We start from the raw sequence: 17,269 nt of genomic DNA on the forward strand, positions 1-17,269 counted from the left end.
TAAAATTTATTAGTGAAAGAGGGGTTTGATTAAGCTATGAAAAGGCTTGCGAAATGGCGCCTAATTTCGTTGTTCTCGTTATTAGCGCTTGTACTTTCCGGATGCCGCGGTGAAAACTTTGTTTCAGCGCTAAGACCAGCTGGTGAAGTGGCAGACATGCAATATGATTTAATGAAGTTAAGCACCTATGTCATGGTGGGAGTAATCATTGTAGTAATGCTGATTTTTGTCATTATTTTTGTGCGTTTTAGAAGAAAAGACGACAAAATTCCAAAGCAAGTTGAGGGAAGTCATACGTTAGAAATAATTTGGACTGCGATCCCTATTTTATTACTTCTCATTTTGGCAGTACCAACTGTATCTGCAACATTTAAACTTGCGGATGTAAAAGAAATGGATAAGAAAAACTCTGACGCGTTAGTTATTAACGTAAGATCACATTTATACTGGTGGGATTTTGAATATCCTGGTCAAAAGATTGTGACGAGTCAGGATTTAGTCGTTCCTACAGATGAAAAGGTTTATTTTAACCTGAAATCAATGGATGTTAAACACTCATTCTGGATTCCAGCTGTGGGCGGAAAATTAGATACTAATACGGATAACATTAACAAATTCTGGTTGGAATTTGATGATAAACGCGCTAATGAAGCCGGAAATCTTTTTTATGGAAAATGTGCTGAGCTTTGCGGACCGTCACATGCTTTGATGGACTTTAAAGTAAAAGCTATCAGCCGTGATAAATTTGATGCGTGGGTAGCTGCAATGCAGGATGTAACAGAACCACAAAAGGCTCAAACTGATTTAGCAGCTAAAGGACAGGATATTTTCAATCAAAGCTGTATTGGCTGTCATGCTGTAACACCAGCTAATAAAATGCCTGAGACAGCTCGCCTGGCACCTAACTTAACAAACTTTGGTGAAAGATCACGTGTTGCTGGTATTTTAGAACACAATAAAGAAGAATTAAAAAATTGGATTAAAGATCCTGAATCCTATAAACCAGGTAATACAATGACTGGAAAGTATGGAGAACTGTCTGATGATGAACTTGATGCTTTGGCAGAGTATTTAATGGGCTTAAAGGTTCAGGAATAAGGGGAATTGGTTGAAAGGGAGGTAAAATTGTGAGTACCATTGCTCAAAAAAAGGGATTTAGCGCAACATTATGGGACTTTTTAACAACAGTTGACCATAAAAAAATCGCAATCCTATATCTAATCGCCGGTGGATTTTTCTTTGTAGTTGGCGGACTTGAAGCCGTATTTATCCGCATCCAGCTGGCAGTACCGAATAATGATTTTGTTAGTGCTGGTGCATTTAATGAAATCATCACCATGCACGGAACAACGATGATTTTCTTAGCTGCCATGCCGATTTTGCTTGGTTTTATGAATGCGGTTATGCCATTGCAAATTGGAGCACGTGACGTTGCATTTCCATTTTTGAATGCATTAGGATTCTGGCTGTTCTTTTTTGGTGGAGTATTTTTAAATCTTTCATGGTTTTTGGGAGGCGCACCTGATGCAGGTTGGACTTCTTATGCATCACTTGCCATTCATTCAAAAGGACATGGAATTGATTTCTACGTATTAGGATTGCAGATTTCAGGTTTTGGAACATTAATAGGTGGGATTAACTTCCTTGTTACTATTATTAATATGCGTGCACCGGGAATGACCTATATGAGGATGCCGTTGTTTACTTGGACAACGTTCGTTGCCTCAGCGATGATCTTATTCGCATTCCCGCCGTTAACTGTCGGAATTACACTTATGATGTTTGACCGTATGTTTGGTGCAAATTTCTTTGATGTAACAATGGGTGGTAATACAGTTATTTGGGAACATCTTTTCTGGATTTTCGGACATCCTGAAGTTTACATCCTGATCCTTCCTGCCTTTGGTATTTTCTCGGAAATCTTTTCAATTTTCTCGAGAAAACGTCTTTTCGGTTATTCTTCAATGGTCTTTGCAACCGTGTTAATCGGTTTCTTAGGCTTCATGGTATGGGCACACCATATGTTCACAACTGGGTTGGGTCCTGTTGCCAATGCTATTTTCGCTGTGGCAACAATGGCCATTGGTGTACCTACTGGGATTAAGATTTTTAACTGGTTGTTTACGATGTGGGGCGGAAGTGTGAAGTTTACTACCCCTATGTATTATGCCTTTGGTTTTATTCCATCGTTTGTCTGTGGTGGGGTAACCGGTGTCATGGTTGCTACAGCGGCAGCTGACTATCAGTATCATGATACGTACTTTGTCGTAGCACACTTCCACTATGTAATTGTCGGCGGTGTTGTTTTGGCAATTTTAGCTGCTACACATCTATGGTGGCCTAAAATGTTTGGTACGATGTTAAATGAAACATTAGGAAAAATCACTTTCTGGTTCTTCTTTATCGGTTTCCACTTAACATTCTTTATCCAGCATTTCTTAGGTCTGTGGGGAATGCCGCGCCGCGTTTTCACTTACCTTCCAGGGCAAGGGTTTGACGCTTCGAATATGGTTAGTTCGATTGGTGCAGCATTTATGTCCATTGGTGTAATTGTATTGCTTTATAACATTGTCATTACTTCTGTAAAGAATGAAAAAGTAGGCAATGACCCATGGGGCGATGGCAGAACGCTTGAATGGGCGATTCCATCACCACCGCCATTCTATAACTTTAAACAGCTGCCGCTTGTTCGTGGCTTAGATGCTCTATGGATTGAAAAAATGGAAGGTAAAAAAGGTATGACACCTGCAGAACCGCTTGGTGACATTCACATGCCGAATTCATCTTTCATTCCATTCATGATTTCACTTGGTTTGTTCATTGCTGCTTTTGGCGCGATGTATCATGCTGACAAGGCAGCATGGGCATTGCCGCTTATGATTTTCGGATTGCTTGTAACATTTGGTTCTATGTTTGTTCGCTCAATTAAGGATGATCACGGATTCCATATCCATAAAGAAGAATTACAAGAAGAAAAGGGGGCTGAGGCATAATGCACGTTGAAGAGAAAATGACGTATGAAACTTGGCCTGCGGCACCGGAGAAATCCACCCTTGAAGCAAAAAATAAATTTTTAGGTTTTTGGTTATTCTTAGGGGGAGAGACTGTTTTATTCGCCTCTCTCTTTGCCACCTATCTTGCATTGAAAGACAAGGTGCCAGATACAAGTCACCATCTGGCGAAAGATTTATATGATTTGCCGCTTACATTTGTGGCAACAATGTTGTTATTAACAAGCTCGTTGACAAGTGTATATGCGATGTATCATATGAAAAACTTTGCCTTTAAGAAAATGATGGTTTGGCTTGGACTTACAGTGTTATTAGGTTTTGGATTCTTAGGTCTTGAGGTTTATGAGTTTAGTCATTATGTTCATGAATATAAACATACCTTTACAAGTAGTGCATTTGGTTCAGCCTTCTATACATTAGTTGGGTTCCACGGTGCTCACGTTGCGTTCGGATTATGCTGGATTCTGACATTGATGATTCGTAACTCAAAACGCGGTTTAAACCTGTACAATGCGCCGAAGTTTTATGTTGCCAGCCTCTATTGGCACTTTATCGACGTTGTCTGGGTATTTATCTTTACAGTAGTATATTTGATGGGGATGGTGGGATAAAATGACAAATCAGCCATTAAGTTCAAACAACCCAAGTGTAGATCTTGAATATCGCCGCAGGAAAAGTGCAGAGGAGATGCGTTATCAAGTCATATCTTTTTCCTTGATGATTTTCTTAACATTAATCGCATTTGCCGCTGTAGCTATTAAAGGATTCACAGCATGGTTTACAGTACCATTTATCCTTCTATTAGCGGCAGTTCAAGTTGTATTCCAATTGTATTACTTTATGCACATGAGCCATAAAGGTCATGAAGCTCCACAAATGTTTCTGTTTTCAGGAGTGTTTGTTGCTGTACTAACAATATTGACATTTGTCACCATTATTTGGTGGTAAAAGAAAAAGAAAATCGGCGTGAAGCCGATTTTCTTTTTAGGTAGTGAAAAGGTATTTAAATTGCAATTCAATTTTTTGCACAGAGAATTTTCTATGGGTATAATAAAGACAAGATTCGTTTACTAAATATTGAGGTGAAATCAAGGTGCTTACATTAGATATATTTGGTTTTAAAGCCCTTTGGAGCCCGGACTTTTTGTTCATCCTAGTTGTACTGACTGCTGCATATTTTCTTATTACTATTACTTTTAGAACAAAGTTCCATGAGAGTGAGCCCTTAACAGGCAAACAAGCTTCATTATTTTTGACTTCCATGATTTTATTGTATGCGATTAAAGGTTCACCGCTTGATTTAATGGGACACCTAATGTTCTACATCCACGGGATTACAATGGTGATTTTAGTATTACTGATTCCACCGTTATTTATTTTATCAATCCCACCGTGGCTGTGGCAAAGTATTTTACGAGTTAAAATCATTCACTCTTTGTTTAGGCTTTTTACAAAACCTGTTATTGCCTTGCTTTTATTTAACGGCTTCTTTTCCTTTTACCATATTCCAATCATTTTTGATCATATGATGCAGAATCGATTTTACCATGGCGGTTATTCAATGCTTTTATTTGTTTTAGCCGTCTTTATGTGGTGGTCATTAATCAGCCCTGTGTCAGAATTTCAACCATTGAGTGGAATTAAAAAAGTAGCTTATTTATTTGCTAACAGTATGCTAATCACACCAGCTTGTGCATTGATTATTTTTTCAGATTCCTCCATTTATGCAACCTATCATGACCCTGATGTATGGGCAAATGTTATGAGTTTATGTGTAGGGCCATCAGTATTTTCAAATTTAAACTTAAGCGGCCCAGAGTTATTTAGCTCGATGTCATTAGTAGACGACCAACGCCTTGGTGGTGTTGTAATGAAAATCATTCAAGAAATCATTTATGCGGTTGTCTTATCTCAAGTCTTTTTTGAATGGTATCGTAAAGATCAAGAAGAATCAGAACGTGAAATGAAGAAACATATCTTAAATCCTAATATTATTGAATGAACTCCCATTCTTATTGGGAGTTTTCTTTATATTAATTGAAATGGATAGAGAACTGCCTTAAAATGAGGATAGAATATGTAAAAAGAGAGGATCTATGGATGAATTCATTACCGATTTTACCAACAATCAGTACTTCCTTTATTGTTTTAAGTGCTATTACCGTTGCCATTGGCTGGTGGCAAATAAAACAAAGGAAAATTGAATCCCACAAAAAAACAATGTTTCTTGCTGGGGTGTTTGCACTTATCTTTTTTATTATCTATGCTTCGCGTACCATTTTTATTGGAAATACCTCCTTTGGCGGGCCGGATGAGATTAAAATTTATTACACACTATTTTTGATTTTCCATATTACCTTAGCGACAATTGGAGCGGTATTTGGGATTGTCTCCATCCTGACTGGATTTAAGAATAAACTGACAATCCATCGGAAGCTTGGGCCGGTTACTAGTATCATATGGTTCTTTACAGCAATTACAGGTGTTGCTGTTTACCTTTTGTTATATGTTTTTTACCAGGGCGGAGAAACGACATCCATGATTAAGGCCATTCTTGGCTTCTAATCTATTATCCCTATGGAAAAAGTTTTACTAGAATAGAAATTTTATTAATATTATTATTTTACTTTGTACCAATTAATGTAAAAGAAGAGCGCATGGCTAGACACCATACGCTTTTCTTTATTATAATGCGAATTTACTTACTTCTGCATTTACTGCTTCGAGAATCTTTTTGCATTGATTGACAAGCGAAGTCGGGAAGTTCTCGGCTTCACCATACTCAACACCGTGTGGATAATAATGTTTTCCCAAATGAGGTGTCATCAATTGTATTGTTGCTTTAAATGTATCGACGTCACCTTCAATTGAATAACCCTGGACGCGAAGGTAATATACACCTTCTTTTAATTCAAACTTGCGGTCGTATGTAACACGTTCGTAATCCCATTGCCCGGCACGAACCAAACCGTGGTCATGCATTACTTCGTCTAAACGGTTTAATTCCGCCTTTAAATTCTCAATTCCCGTATTCTCAAATTTCATTTTTATACCCTCCTAAAAACGCTTTTCTTACCCCTATGTTCCCAAGTTTGGTTTAATAGCAAGTATAATTCATTTTAATAATAGTTGAAAATGTTTCAACTTGCAATGGATAGTTCATCGAATAAAACTATAACGGTTTGATAACTATAATATTGTTTAGCGTAATTAATAACCTTGGAGGAAAATATGATGGAAAAAATTCGTGAAATTATGACAGACGATGTGGATTGCTGTACATTGTTGGATAACATGTTTGAGGTTGCGGTGAAAATGAAGGAACTAAATGTTGGAGCTATACCAATCGTTGACCAGGAAAGGCTGGTTGGTATGATAACCGACAGAGATATCGTTATCAGGGGTGTAGCGGAAAAACACCCTGGTTCAACGAAGGTAGAAGATATAATGAGTAGGACCTTGGTAACAGTATCTCCTGATACAACGAGTAAAGAAGCGGCAATGTTAATGGCGGAGCATCAAGTTCGACGTTTACCTGTTGTCGAGAATGGAGAGTTAGTGGGTATTGTTTCACTTGGTGATTTTGCGATCCGTGAATTAACGGATGATCAGGCAAAGGAAGCATTGACTGAAATCTCTGAGCAAAACTATAATGGTGTTCAACACTAAAAATTAAAAATTAGCATTTTTCGAGAAAACAGGTACAAGGCGTACCTGTTTTCTTTAGATTTATCAGACATTTTCGATATTGTCTGTTACTAATCTGGACATAGGTGATATAATTAGTTTATCTATACATATAATGAAGGAACTAGTAATAGAGAGGGTGAATGCCTCTGCGTACTCTTAGTAGAATTCTGATACTCTCAGTTGTTTTTTTAACGATTGGTTTTTATGTAAGCATAAATGAAAAAAATAACAGCAATGAGATGATTAAAGAAGATCACAATTTAGAAATGAAACAATCTTTGCCTCATGGCCCTGACACTCAAGAAGGTAATAAAACAGTCTTTGATAAGCCAAATGAAGGCATTGCTTTATTGATAGGACAAGATGTTACTATGTTAGAAAAGGAATTTGGCCCGCCTGACAGAATTGATCAATCGATGTATGGCTATCAATGGTATATTTATAAGCAGAATTATAATCGGTATTTCCAGGCAGGGGTTGAAAATAATCAAGTCGTAACCATTTTTGCTATCGGTGAAACTTTGGATGTTGCTCCATTTGAAATTGGTCAGCCAGTAGAAGAAATCTTTAATACGCAATTTTTTGATACAAATATTAATCTTGAAGTGAACGGAAATTCCTACCGTTTTGAACTTAATGATACAGATTTAAATCTTCGGCCAATGGTTAAATTAGGGGATATTTATGTGCAGCTCTACATAGATAAATTTACGGGAAATCTCTCAAGTGTACGTTTTTTGAATGCTGAAACACTCATTAAACAGCGACCTTACGAATTAGTTTATAGTGGAGAATTAATTAAAGCGGAAGAGCCTGATGAGGATACCTGGAAGCTGATAGAAACGGGTATGGCTCAGGAGATTTTTGACATTACTAACGTCTTACGTCTCAGAAATAAAATAAAACCGCTGATATGGGATGATATGACAGCTGAGGCTGCCTATGGGCATAGTAAGGATATGGCTGAAAATGATGATTTCTCACATACTTCAAAGAAATTTGGAGACCTATCAAATCGATTAAAAACGGCAAAAGTCGCGTACCTTAATGCCGGAGAAAATATTGCAGCGAATTATTCAGACGGCCCGGCCGTGGTCGAAGGATGGCTAAATAGTAAGGGACATAGGGAATCCCTATTAAATAAAGATTTTACTCATATTGGTGTCGGAGTATTTCAAAAATATTATACGCAAAACTTTATCCAAAAAAAAGAAGAATAAAAAGGTGACGTGATGTCACCTTTTTTTTAGTTCATACTCACTAAACAAAAATTGGCTGCCTTCCCAAGTGCCGTACGTTAGAATCACTTCACCCACTGTAAACGAATCATTTTTTACGTTTTTTGTCATAGGTGTCACCTTTTTCGCGGTGATGAGTTTTGTAGCAGTCTGAAGCCTTAGTGTTTGGACAAATATGTATCGGTGATAATAAAAGCGCTGTCTTTCTTCGGTAATACTAATAATCTCCCCTATTATGACAGATTCCTTTCGAACATTACTGACGTCAAGCCACCTCTCATCCTGTTCTTTCATTTCTTTCTTTGTCAGCCAATAAAAGTACAAGCAAAGGATTGGGATGACAATAGCAGTAACCATTTGAAGACGCCCCCATTTTATTCTTTAGGAATGATAAAAAAAGTTCCCGTCGCGTAGGCGATTTTTCGTCCGTCATCACGAAAAGCCTCACCGGAAATAACCAGCGTTTTACTGCCTTTATGGATTATTTCTGCTTTACAGCGGAGTGTATCGCCTTTTCCCGGCAGAATATAATGAATATTGAGCTGATTTGTTACAGCTCCATAGCCTTCCGGCAGCTGATGATTGGCGAGGACACCCATGGCCGTGTCAAGTACTGTTGCAGTGATTCCCCCGTGAACAATGCTCAAGTTATTATGAATGATCGGATTTATCGGAATGGTAATTTCGCAGGAACCTTGCCCAAAACTTCTTTCCATATGAAGAAGTCCATCTATAAAAGTGCTTCTATTTCGACTGATCTTTTTTTGTACACCTTTTAAAAGGCTGGCGAGTGCCCGCAGGTCTGTATCTGATCCAGTTTCGATACATATTTCAAGTAATTTGCGCAGTTCGTCTTTCATCATATAACCTCTTTCTTAACGTGTTCTGTTGCCATCTTACCACTTAGAAGCATAATAATAAATCATTTGATTTCGATTGATTTTTCACCTTTCAACTATTCCTACATATTGTATTATTGGCGATCAATATGGGCTGAGGTGAAAAATATGACGCAAAAGAAATTGCATCCTTCCGTGCTCAAATTCAAGGAATTTGTAAAAAATAATCCAAACATTATCAAAGAGGTCCGAAATGGAAAGGCTACTTGGCAAGAGTTATATGAGGACTGGTACTTATTGGGCGAAGAGGATAAGCGATGGGAAGACATGGGTAATGACGCGGATTCAACACAAGAAACAAGTAATGGGGAGACCAAAGGAGATTGGATGTCTAATATTGTAGGCATGGTCAAAAAGATGGATCCTAATCAGATGCAAACTCATATTAATAACTTAAGTCAAGCATTAGGAGCAATCCAAGGAGTTATTTCACAATTCCAGGGGGGGAATCCGGCCTCTGGCTCAATAAAGCCACAAGAGGGGCCACAACATCCATTTTCATTTCGAAAAGACTAGAGAAGGGAACAGTAACCAATGAGAAGAGAGGTAGTAGATTATTTAGACCGCCAGAAGGATTTAAAGCAATTTGTTCGTGAGCAGCCGCAATGGTATCGGAAATTGTCAAGAAACCCCTATGATTTACAGTCGCTTGAGATTGCATCGTTACATCATTATAAAAAAACGATACCAGACCAGGTAGAAAAGTTTTCTAATAGCGTCCAAATGGCCTCGATGATGTATCATATGTTCCAGGCAATGAAAACGCAAAGTTAATCTGAGGTCCACATTTATTATAATGTGGCCTTTTTTCTATTGACTAAAAATGAAAAAGGAGGCGAACAATATCTACAAAAGGGAGTGATAGGGTGAAGAAGTTCAAACTATGTTCTATTCTTCTATTCTTGTTGACAGGGATCGTCAGTGGCTGTCAGAAGGATGTGCCAAAACCTGAAACGAAGCCGAAATTAATCCTAATTGAGGAGTCAAGTCGTAACCCGGCAGAGATTGCCACAGTTTTTAATCAAAGTACAAAAGAATTTCCTTCATTATTTGTACAGCATAAGACAATAGGAAATCAAGTTCTAGTAGAGTGTATTGTTAATGGAATCAGCTTCCGGGAAGCAGACCGTGCCAAGAAAAAAGTTGGAAAAATGATTATTTGGGTGGATGGAAAACAGACATCCGAGGTGACTTCAGCTGCCTTTATTATTAAAGGTCTTACACCTGGCAGCCATCAACTAAAATTAGAGGTCGTTACGTTAAATAATGAGCCATACGGCTTAGCCAAAGAATTTATGGTAAATATCCCTAAGTAAGAGGAATTTTTCGCTTTCTCCAAGCATTCATGATAAAATTGCATTGGAGGTGAGCGGCTTTGCTTGCTACTAGTGAGAGAATAGCTTTATTGGAAAATGCAGAGCAATTAGCTAAAATGGTATTAGAGTCTGATGTTGCGGAACAATACCAAATTTGTTTATATAAAATGCAGAATAACGGGGAAACACAGCGGAAAATAAACCAATTTGTCAGCCTAAAAGAACTTTATGAAGAAGTACAGCGCTTTGGAAAATATCATCCGGATTATAAGCGGGTCATGATGCAAATTCGTGAATATAAACGGGAGATGGATTTGGATCCGCTCGTGTCAGAGTTTAAACTAGCTGAAAATGATTTGCAAAGCCTCTTGGATCAAATCAGCATGTTAATCGGTGGTTCAGTTTCCCAACATATTAAAGTTCCAACCGGCAATCCATTTTTTGATAATGGACATGGAAGCGGATGCGGCGGCGGGGGCAGCTGCGGATGCGGTTAAATAAAGATCAGCGTTAAGCTGATTTTTTTGTATTCTAAAATTAAAAAATTTTAAATTGAAATAAAACGTTTTAATATGCTAGACTTATGTAAAATGCTGGTTTTGTTGAAGGGGAAAAATGTATGTTTGTACAAAGACAAGGATTAGTTGTTTGGCTGTACTCGTTAAAGCAAGCAAAAATGTTAAGACGCTTTGGAAATGTTCATTATGTTTCAAAAAAGCTGAAATATGTCGTCTTGTATTGTAATCAAGAAGATGTTGAGGGAATCATGGAAAAGTTAAATTCTTTTTCATTTGTTAAGAAGGTAGAGCCTTCATATAAACCATTCTTACGGATGGAATATGAAAATTCTGCTCCGGATAAAGCAAAGGAATATGATTATAAAATGGGAATTTAAAGGGTGAGGGAATGGATCCTCACCTTTTATGTTTTTAAAAAAAGGCTTTGTTAAAGGTGAATGTTGATTTTACACACCTGTTGATTGGAGCGTAAGGTGCGAGACTCCTGCGGGCAGCGGGACAGGAGAGACCCACAGGCGCTTTTGCGCCAAGGAGGCTTACCGCCCGCCCCGCGGAAAGCGAGCATCCTGAAGCGCAAATCAACAGCCAAGTTTAACACAGCCTAAAAAAAACCCTGCAGAAAATTCTGCAGGGTCCTTCTACATCCTCATAAAGGATAGAAGGCAAAGGGAGAGGAGAAACCGGAGGAAGAACTTATGGGGAAACGTAAGTCTTCTCCGCGGTTGGCAACAACATCCTCGAATTGATGTTGTTACTTACATTATTTCCACAACTCAAAAGCTTATACGTCTTTTTAATAATTTTTAGAACAGATTGTCTACAATTTATTAATTATGGTAGGATGGATAAAGAAAATTGATTTTGAAAAATGTGGTGATATGTCCATGAGAGTGGTCTCAGGTATATGTAAGGGAAGACCTCTTAAAGCTGTTCCGGGAAATTCGACACGTCCGACGACAGATAAAGTTAAGGAAGCTTTATTTAATATGATTGGTCCTTATTTTGATGGCGGAATTGGTTTGGATCTTTTTGCAGGCAGTGGCGGGTTGGGCCTGGAGGCGCTAAGCAGAGGTTTTGAGAAGGTTATTTTTATTGATCGTGATGCTAAGGCCATCCAAGTGATTCATGAAAATATTAAAGCTTGTAAATTTGAGGAGAAAACGGAAGTGTATCGTAATGATGCAGACCGGGCAGTAAAAGCACTCATCAAAAGGGCAATCCGTTTTGATTATATATTTTTAGATCCGCCCTACAAGAAACAACAGCTTGTTAGTTTAATGGAAAAAATGGATCAGCAAGATTTAGTAAAAACAAATGGCATTGTTGTGTGTGAGCATGGCCATGATGTGGATTTACCAAAAACGGTGGGACGGTTTACAGAAATTAAACACGAACAATATGGGATAATTGCGGTAACAATTTATGTGAGGAACAGAGAATTAGGGGGAGTAAAACGTGGCAAGTATAGCCGTTTGTCCAGGGAGCTTTGATCCAATTACATATGGCCATTTAGATATTATTAGAAGAGGGGCTAAGGTATTTGACCGGGTGTATGTAAGTGTGATGAATAATTCAGCAAAAAACCCGTTATTTAGTGTCGAGGAGCGAATACATCTTATTGAGGCAGTCACAAAAGATCTGCCAAATGTAAAGGTGGATGAACATTCGGGTTTACTTGTTGATTATGCGAAAGCTGTTAATGCCAATGCCATCATCCGCGGCTTGCGGGCGGTTTCAGATTTTGAATATGAAATGCAAATTACCTCGATGAACAGGGTGCTGAATGAAAATATCGAAACTTTTTTTATCATGACAAACAATCAATATTCTTTTCTAAGCTCAAGCATCGTGAAAGAAGTAGCGAAGTATAATGGAGATATTTCATCACTTGTCCCACCTATAGTTGAAAAAGAATTACATAAAAAATTTAAACGATAAAAGAGCTGGGCTATTGCCTAGCTCTTTTTGAGCCGTGAAAATAAGAGCAAAACATACACAAAAAGCGAGACAATCGTTATGAGGGGTCCTAACTCAATCAGTTGATGATAGAACTGATTTGCCCAGGAACCATCTTCAAAAAAACCGACCGGCATGGCGTTTGAGGGCTGCTCTTTACTATTAAAATGTAGATAGATGGGTTTCCATAGAATAAGTACAAAAATACTTGCAAAAATACCATGGATGATTCTTGCAATAAAAAAAGGCTGAAATCTAATATCCGTTTGCGCTAAGATACTGGCTACCTGTGCTTGGACACTGAAACCGCTAAAACCCAGGATAAAGCTTGTAATCATTGCTTTTTGCAAAAGGGTAGCATCTTGGACTTGGCTGGTTAATTGGCTGCCCAAAGTGATTTCAAATAATCCTGAAATAAATGGAATACTTAACATGTCAGGGAATGTCAGGGCTTTAAGGAGCACCTCAACTAATTTGGCCAGAGTTGCAGTAATATGTAAATGATAGAGCAATTTATTAATTACCGAGAATACAATAATGAAGCCTCCAACCATTAACAGGGTTTGGATTGATGAATTAACTGCATCACCTAATAGTTTGCCGATTGGCCGATTATCCTTTAGTCTTGTTTGATGCAGGGCAGATAAGGCGGATCTGATTTTGAATTTTTTCTTTTTTTCACTACCCTCATCGGGGGAGTCCTTTCCATAGAAGCGCATGATGATACCAACACAGATATTTCCTAAATAATGGGCAAGCGCAAGGAGAATCCCTAAATCGGCATTATAAAAGAAGCCCACCGATACAGCGCCAAAGATAAACAAGGGATTTGAGGAATTTGTAAATGAAACCAGCCTTTCCGCTTCAGTTCGTGTTAATTGACCTTCCTGGCGTAGTCGTGCAGTGAATTTCGCGCCTGCGGGGAAACCTGAGGCCATTCCCATTGCCCATACAAAGCCGCCTACACCAGGGACTTTAAATAGCGGTCTCATGAAGGGTTCTAACAAAACGCCAATAAACTTGACGACGCCAAAGCCAATTAACATTTCTGAGACAATAAAAAAGGGTAACAGGGAAGGAAAAACGATTTCCCACCACATATTCAGGCCGCGGATAGACGCTTCAAATGACTCTTGTGGATAAGAAATTAGCGAGGCTGCTAAAATCGTAACAGAAACGGATAAAAAAATCGTTTTTAGTCTTGACCGAAACACTGAAGGGTCCTCCTTCCAAACAGATTACTCAAGCTGTTCAAAACAATATTATCAATGCTAAAATAGAGAATATTCATACGTAAATGTGTGATTACTTGTCCTCATATATCTCAAATATACTCATATAACGTTAAATTAGACCATAAGATTGAACGAGATTTGTATTCGGTGAAAAATAGGAGGTCAACTTTTATGGAGCACCCTAAAATAGGCTTGGCACTTGGTTCTGGCGGTGCACGCGGGTTTGCTCATTTAGGGGTCATTATGGCATTAACAGAAGCCGGAATTCCGATTCATTTAATCGCTGGCAGCAGTATGGGGGCACTCGTAGCCAGTTTTTATGGAGCTGGCATTGACTTGGACCGATTATATAAATTATCGACTGCCTTTAAAAGAAAATACTTTCTCGATTTTACCGTTCCCAAAATGGGCTTTATTGCAGGTAAGAAAATTAAAGAGTTTATAAAGGTTTTTACCCATGGAAAAAACATAGAGGAGCTATCCCTGCCAATTAGTATCGTGGCAACGGATTTATTGACAGGTGAAAAAGTCATTTTTCAAAAAGGGCCGGTTGCTGAGGCTGTTAGAGCAAGCATCTCGATTCCCGGGATTTTTGTCCCTGAGAGATATAATGGAAGAATTTTAGTAGATGGCGGGGTTGCAGATCGTGTTCCGATATCGGTAGCAAAAGATATGGGTGCAGATATTGTCATTGCAGTGGATGTGTCAAGGGTAAAACGGAACGCAGAAATAACCACCATTTATGATGTCATTATGCAGAGTATTGATATCATGCAATCAGAAATCATTAACAGCAGAGAAATTGCAGCTGATGTTATGATCCGTCCCCCAGTTGAAATGTATAGCTCAAGAGCCTTCACCCATCATGAAGAGATTATCAATATCGGAAAGGAAGAAACAAAGAAACAATTACAGCAAATTGAAACCGTTATTGAACAGTGGAAGGGGAAACATTAAAGATGCGAAAAAAAATATATATAGGATCCATATTATTGACAGCCTTGATCTTGATTGGCGGAATGTACTATTCCTTGCCCTTCTATGTTTCAAAACCGGGAATGGCCAAAGAGCTCGGGCCCATCATAACGGTTGAAGGCGGATATAAGGATGAGGGAAACTTCATGCTGACTACTGTTAGAATGGGTAGAGCGAATATCTATTCCTATTTGGAGGCAAAGCTGCTGAAGTATGAAGAGATTTATCCGTTGGAAATGATTTTATACAAAAAGGAAACAGAGGAGGAGTATAATGCAAGACAGCTTCACTTGATGGCGGGCTCAAAACTAAATGCGATAGATGTTGCCTATCGGAAAGCAGGCTTGTCTGTTGATTACAAATATAAGGGCATCTATGTCGTCCAGGTAGTTCCAGGAATGCCGGCAGAAGGAAAGCTTCGGGCAGGTGACCGCATTTTTAAGGTAGATGGACATCAATTCCCTTCCTCGGAGAAATTTATTGAATATGTTGGCAAAAAACAAGTAGGGGAAAAAGTCACATTAACGTATGCAAGAAATAAAAAAACGGACGATGTTACCTTAAGTCTGCAGCCATTTAAAAGTGATCCCGGCAAAATTGGGATTGGAATTTCACTAGTGGACGATAAAGAGATTATCGTGGATCCAAAGGTAAAGGTCAAGACCGACGAAATTGGCGGTCCATCAGCCGGACTAATGTTTTCTTTGGAGATTTATAACCAATTAACACATGAAGATTTAACTAGAGGCTACCAAATTGCTGGAACGGGAACGATCGATGAAAAGGGGCTTGTCGGTCCAATTGGCGGGATTGAACAAAAAATTGTCGCTGCAGATAAGGCAGGTGCGGACATCTTCTTGGCACCTAATGAAAATGGGGCGAAAAATTCAAACTTCCGTGCTGCTGTAAAAACTGCCCATGATATTCATACAAACATGAAAATCGTACCGATTGATACATTTGATGAAGCGGTGGACTATTTAGAAAAATTAAATGAAAAATAAAAAGATGGTGCGGATGCATCATCTTTTTATTCTGCAAAAATAGGAACCTGCTTGTATTCCTGTTTGATCATTTCATTTTTCATACGATTAGGGATACCAAGAGAGTAGATACGAGCTGCTTTAACATCAAGCATTATTTCATCATTCTTAAAAGAAGAAAGTTTAGCAATCAGAGGAAGGCCAAAGTCTTTTTTTCTCTTATTCAAGTATTCCTTTCCGTTGGCACTCATGCCTAAAAGCCTTAGGTAGGAGGCTGTTTCTGAAAAGCTTTGGATTTCTGCTTTTTTTGTATTCGTTAATATATGAACACACAATCGTTGAAGTCTCGTCCAAGTATAACGTTTTGTTTTTATCTTTTGCATAAATTCTTGAAAGCTGGTGGACTCTATTGCTGAAGCCAGTATTCTATTTTCAAGTCCTTCTTCTACCTCATAGATCTCCCTTAGCTCACCAGGCGAGCAATGGAGAAGACGAAATTGCAAATAGCCCCAATAATTTTCCCATTGATGAAAAACATGATAATAATGGAGGTATTCGTGTAATAATTGTTTCGTATGTTCAGGGACAAATTGGTCAATTTTCGTTTTTTCGTCCTCGCTAGTGAAAATGGCCTTTCGGATACTCGTGGCACTCGCGATGGTTTCTGAGGAAAAATGTTCATCATGATAGCCGGCACTTTTTCGTGCCACGGTTATAGGTTTAATCCCGCTTTTTTGCCGGCTGATTGCTTTTATGTATTCAATGCCAAGAATATTATTTGGTTTTGCTAAATCTAAATATTTATCTGAATCTTCCAATTGCTGAAATGCGAGGGACACTGCTTTCGGATAGCTTACACCTGTATGGATAAATTGATGAATAAGTTTCTCATATGCTTCTTGCTCCCCGTTTAAGAAATCAATTGTCTGTGTAAAATCAGATATATCTCCGCTCTCACTTCCGAAGCAAAGTGATTCACAGCAAGCAGCATCCAGTATGGACACAGCTCCGGCTGCAAAGATTTCTGCCTTTTGAACAGCGAAGCGGTAGGGCAGTTCAAAGACGAGATCGACTCCATTAAGCAAAGCCATTTTCGTCCGGTACCATTTAGATACAAGGGCAGGTTCCCCTCTTTGCAAAAAATTCCCGCTCATGACGGCAATGACAACATCGGCATCTGCCGCTTCTATTGCAGCTTGTAAATGATAGGCATGCCCGTTGTGAAAAGGGTTGTATTCAACAATTACGCCAACTGCTTTCATGTTCAATCTCCTTTTAAAAGGTTTATTTTTAACAAGTATAGCAAAAATGTAAGGAAACCAATCAAATATTATGATAAGATGTTGTAGATGTTTGTAAAGAACGTATCTGGATACACTAGTATGGAAAAACACTTTTTAGCGGAATTCTATTAAGTGAAACAACACAAATATGGTGTAAAGAAAAAA

22 protein-coding genes are annotated in these 17,269 nt (G+C 38.5%); 17 read left to right on the top strand and 5 right to left on the bottom strand.

Going from position 1 to position 17,269, the window contains the following annotated elements; genetic code table 11:
• Positions 1–36: 36 nt before the first annotated feature.
• The 6 genes from coxB to FAY30_RS08535 all read left to right on the top strand — a co-directional run bounded on the left by coxB (position 37) and on the right by FAY30_RS08535 (position 5,576).
• Positions 37–1,098 (top strand): cytochrome c oxidase subunit II, encoded by a 1,062-nt coding sequence (gene coxB / locus FAY30_RS08510; RefSeq protein ID WP_149869469.1) that lies wholly within the window; start codon positions 37–39, stop codon positions 1,096–1,098.
• 29 nt (positions 1,099–1,127) lie between these two features.
• Positions 1,128–2,993 carry a cytochrome c oxidase subunit I gene (ctaD, locus tag FAY30_RS08515; protein WP_149869470.1) on the top strand — a complete coding sequence of 622 codons (1,866 nt, stop codon included), beginning with the start codon at positions 1,128–1,130 and terminating at the stop codon, positions 2,991–2,993.
• Positions 2,993–3,622 (top strand): cytochrome (ubi)quinol oxidase subunit III, encoded by a 630-nt coding sequence (locus FAY30_RS08520; protein ID WP_149869471.1) that lies wholly within the window; start codon positions 2,993–2,995, stop codon positions 3,620–3,622. The genes ctaD and FAY30_RS08520 overlap by 1 nt, the downstream gene beginning before the upstream one ends.
• 1 nt (position 3,623) lies before the next feature.
• Positions 3,624–3,959 carry a cytochrome c oxidase subunit IVB gene (ctaF, locus tag FAY30_RS08525; RefSeq protein ID WP_149869472.1) on the top strand — a complete coding sequence of 112 codons (336 nt, stop codon included), beginning with the start codon at positions 3,624–3,626 and terminating at the stop codon, positions 3,957–3,959.
• A gap of 145 nt (positions 3,960–4,104) precedes the next feature.
• On the top strand, positions 4,105–5,013 hold the full coding sequence (ctaG, locus tag FAY30_RS08530; protein WP_149869473.1) for a cytochrome c oxidase assembly factor CtaG: 909 nt from the start codon (positions 4,105–4,107) through the stop codon (positions 5,011–5,013).
• Positions 5,014–5,111: 98 nt separating this feature from the next.
• Positions 5,112–5,576 carry a DUF420 domain-containing protein gene (locus FAY30_RS08535; protein WP_149869474.1) on the top strand — a complete coding sequence of 155 codons (465 nt, stop codon included), beginning with the start codon at positions 5,112–5,114 and terminating at the stop codon, positions 5,574–5,576.
• A 120-nt stretch (positions 5,577–5,696) separates the two neighbouring features.
• Here FAY30_RS08535 and FAY30_RS08540 read toward each other — a convergent pair whose 3' ends face one another.
• Positions 5,697–6,056 carry a YugN family protein gene (locus tag FAY30_RS08540; RefSeq protein ID WP_149869475.1) on the bottom strand — a complete coding sequence of 120 codons (360 nt, stop codon included), beginning with the start codon at positions 6,054–6,056 and terminating at the stop codon, positions 5,697–5,699.
• A gap of 189 nt (positions 6,057–6,245) precedes the next feature.
• Here FAY30_RS08540 and FAY30_RS08545 point away from each other — a divergent pair, with 189 nt between their 5' ends.
• Positions 6,246–6,680: a CBS domain-containing protein gene (locus FAY30_RS08545; protein WP_149869476.1), complete on the top strand. Its 435-nt coding sequence runs from the start codon at positions 6,246–6,248 to the stop codon at positions 6,678–6,680.
• A 161-nt stretch (positions 6,681–6,841) separates the two neighbouring features.
• Complete coding sequence (locus FAY30_RS08550) at positions 6,842–7,921, top strand: CAP domain-containing protein (protein ID WP_149869477.1); 1,080 nt, start codon at positions 6,842–6,844, stop codon at positions 7,919–7,921.
• Between the two features lie 15 nt (positions 7,922–7,936).
• On the opposite strand, the gene FAY30_RS08555 is transcribed toward FAY30_RS08550, so the two are convergent.
• On the bottom strand, positions 7,937–8,296 hold the full coding sequence (locus FAY30_RS08555) for a hypothetical protein (RefSeq protein ID WP_149869478.1): 360 nt from the start codon (positions 8,294–8,296) through the stop codon (positions 7,937–7,939).
• Between the two features lie 17 nt (positions 8,297–8,313).
• Positions 8,314–8,799 (bottom strand): PaaI family thioesterase, encoded by a 486-nt coding sequence (locus tag FAY30_RS08560; RefSeq protein WP_149869479.1) that lies wholly within the window; start codon positions 8,797–8,799, stop codon positions 8,314–8,316.
• A 147-nt stretch (positions 8,800–8,946) separates the two neighbouring features.
• Here FAY30_RS08560 and FAY30_RS08565 point away from each other — a divergent pair, with 147 nt between their 5' ends.
• The 7 genes from FAY30_RS08565 to coaD all read left to right on the top strand — a co-directional run bounded on the left by FAY30_RS08565 (position 8,947) and on the right by coaD (position 12,610).
• On the top strand, positions 8,947–9,354 hold the full coding sequence (locus tag FAY30_RS08565; RefSeq protein ID WP_149869480.1) for a YlbD family protein: 408 nt from the start codon (positions 8,947–8,949) through the stop codon (positions 9,352–9,354).
• 18 nt (positions 9,355–9,372) lie between these two features.
• Positions 9,373–9,612 carry a YlbE-like family protein gene (locus FAY30_RS08570; protein WP_149869481.1) on the top strand — a complete coding sequence of 80 codons (240 nt, stop codon included), beginning with the start codon at positions 9,373–9,375 and terminating at the stop codon, positions 9,610–9,612.
• Positions 9,613–9,704: 92 nt separating this feature from the next.
• On the top strand, positions 9,705–10,154 hold the full coding sequence (locus FAY30_RS08575; protein ID WP_223820927.1) for a hypothetical protein: 450 nt from the start codon (positions 9,705–9,707) through the stop codon (positions 10,152–10,154).
• A gap of 59 nt (positions 10,155–10,213) precedes the next feature.
• Positions 10,214–10,651 carry a YlbF/YmcA family competence regulator gene (locus FAY30_RS08580; protein WP_149869482.1) on the top strand — a complete coding sequence of 146 codons (438 nt, stop codon included), beginning with the start codon at positions 10,214–10,216 and terminating at the stop codon, positions 10,649–10,651.
• Between the two features lie 122 nt (positions 10,652–10,773).
• Positions 10,774–11,049 carry a YlbG family protein gene (locus tag FAY30_RS08585; RefSeq protein ID WP_149869483.1) on the top strand — a complete coding sequence of 92 codons (276 nt, stop codon included), beginning with the start codon at positions 10,774–10,776 and terminating at the stop codon, positions 11,047–11,049.
• Positions 11,050–11,556: 507 nt separating this feature from the next.
• Positions 11,557–12,162 (top strand): 16S rRNA (guanine(966)-N(2))-methyltransferase RsmD, encoded by a 606-nt coding sequence (rsmD, locus tag FAY30_RS08590; RefSeq protein WP_149872643.1) that lies wholly within the window; start codon positions 11,557–11,559, stop codon positions 12,160–12,162.
• Positions 12,128–12,610, top strand: coding sequence for a pantetheine-phosphate adenylyltransferase (gene coaD / locus FAY30_RS08595; protein WP_149869484.1), 483 nt, complete (start codon positions 12,128–12,130; stop codon positions 12,608–12,610). The genes rsmD and coaD overlap by 35 nt, the downstream gene beginning before the upstream one ends.
• A gap of 17 nt (positions 12,611–12,627) precedes the next feature.
• Here the strand turns inward: coaD and ylbJ are convergent, their stop codons facing one another.
• A complete protein-coding gene (ylbJ, locus tag FAY30_RS08600; RefSeq protein ID WP_149869485.1) occupies positions 12,628–13,842 on the bottom strand; it encodes a sporulation integral membrane protein YlbJ in 1,215 nt (404 codons plus the stop codon).
• A 192-nt stretch (positions 13,843–14,034) separates the two neighbouring features.
• Here ylbJ and FAY30_RS08605 point away from each other — a divergent pair, with 192 nt between their 5' ends.
• Together FAY30_RS08605 and FAY30_RS08610 are read left to right on the top strand one after the other, a co-directional pair.
• Positions 14,035–14,820, top strand: coding sequence for a patatin-like phospholipase family protein (locus tag FAY30_RS08605; RefSeq protein ID WP_149869486.1), 786 nt, complete (start codon positions 14,035–14,037; stop codon positions 14,818–14,820).
• A gap of 2 nt (positions 14,821–14,822) precedes the next feature.
• Complete coding sequence (locus FAY30_RS08610; protein WP_149869487.1) at positions 14,823–15,842, top strand: SepM family pheromone-processing serine protease; 1,020 nt, start codon at positions 14,823–14,825, stop codon at positions 15,840–15,842.
• A 26-nt stretch (positions 15,843–15,868) separates the two neighbouring features.
• On the opposite strand, the gene FAY30_RS08615 is transcribed toward FAY30_RS08610, so the two are convergent.
• Complete coding sequence (locus FAY30_RS08615) at positions 15,869–17,083, bottom strand: nucleotidyltransferase (protein ID WP_149869488.1); 1,215 nt, start codon at positions 17,081–17,083, stop codon at positions 15,869–15,871.
• Between the last annotated feature and the right edge of the window lie 186 nt (positions 17,084–17,269).

This window comes from Bacillus sp. S3 (genome assembly GCF_005154805.1).
In the GTDB taxonomy this organism is placed as follows: Bacteria; Bacillota; Bacilli; order Bacillales; family Cytobacillaceae; genus Neobacillus.